At 76.8% G+C, this 1,228-nt stretch carries 1 protein-coding gene; it reads left to right on the top strand.

Annotated features, from left to right (window positions below):
- Positions 1-1,228 (top strand): glycosyltransferase family 4 protein (locus tag ACVMLK_RS21065; RefSeq protein WP_457487545.1); only part of this gene is annotated, 1,228 nt, incomplete at both ends.

Genomic DNA, 1,228 nt, shown 5'->3' with positions numbered 1-1,228 from the left:
GCGTGGTGCTGGACCTGACCGACCTGGTCGCCTGGGTCCGCGGCGGGCGGCGCGCCCCGAGCGGCATCCAGCGCGTGCAGCTCGGCATCGCCGATGCCGCCCTGGCCCATCCCGCCTTGGCTGCAGCCGCCTCGGCGGGCGCCGCGCCGCCCCGCCGCTGTGCCATGCCGGCCGAGGGCGGCGGCTGGCGCGACCTGCCGGCGCCGTTGTTCCGCCGGCTCGACCACCTCATGACCCAGGGGGCAGGGATGGAGGCGCCGGACTGGCACGAGGCCGTGGCGGTGCTGAACCAGCGGATGCAGGCGCCGCCGCTGCGCTTCACCCGCGACGAGGCGGGCGAGGCCGCCGTGCTGGTCACGCTCGGCGGCACCTGGGGGGTGGAGGACTACCTCGACCAGCTGCGCCTGGCCCGCCAGCGCGACGGGCTGCGCCATGTGCCGCTGCTGCACGATTGCGTGCCGCTGCTGCTGCCCGAGCACTGCACCGAGGGCACGGTGCGCGGCTATGCCCACTGGTTCTCCAACCTGGCGCTGCATGCCGATGGCGTGCTCGCCGTCTCCCGCTCCACCGCCGCGGACCTCGGGCGCCTGCACGCGGCGCTGCTGCCGGAGATCCCGGCGCCGCCGGTCGCGGTGGTGCCGCTCGACGCGGCGCCGCGGCCGGTGGCAGGGGCGGCGCCGGACCATCCGCTGCTGCGCGGCGGCCGGCCTTTCGTCCTCTTCGTCTCGACCATCGAGGGGCGCAAGAACCACCTGATGGTCTTCCAGGCCTGGCTGACCCTGGCGCGCCGCCTGGGCGCGGCGGCGGTGCCGCAGCTGGTCTGCGTCGGCCGGCCGGGCTGGCGGGCCGAGGCGGCGCTCGACCTGCTGGCCCATGCGCCGGAGCTGCGCGACAAGGTCCGCATCCTGTCCGATGTGCCGGACCCGCTGCTGGCGGCGCTGTACCGGGCCTGCCTCTTCACCCTCTACAACAGCCATCACGAGGGCTGGGGCCTGCCGGTGACGGAGAGCCTCGCCGCCGGCAAGGTCGCGCTGGTGCCGGCCCATTCCGGGCTGCTGGAGGCCGGGGAGGGCGGCGCCGTCTTCTTCGCGCCGGGCCACGAGTCGGACCTGCTCGACAAGCTGACCCGGCTGATCACCGATCCGGCCTGCCGCGCCGCGGCCGAGGCCGCCATCGCCGCCGCCCCGCCCCGGCGCGGCTGGGCGGCGCTGGCCGGGCAGCTCCTGGC

It is taken from the genome of Teichococcus aerofrigidensis (assembly GCF_054073225.1).
The sequence above is the reverse complement of the archived record's forward strand: the minus strand, read 5'-3'. Positions and strand labels throughout refer to the sequence as shown.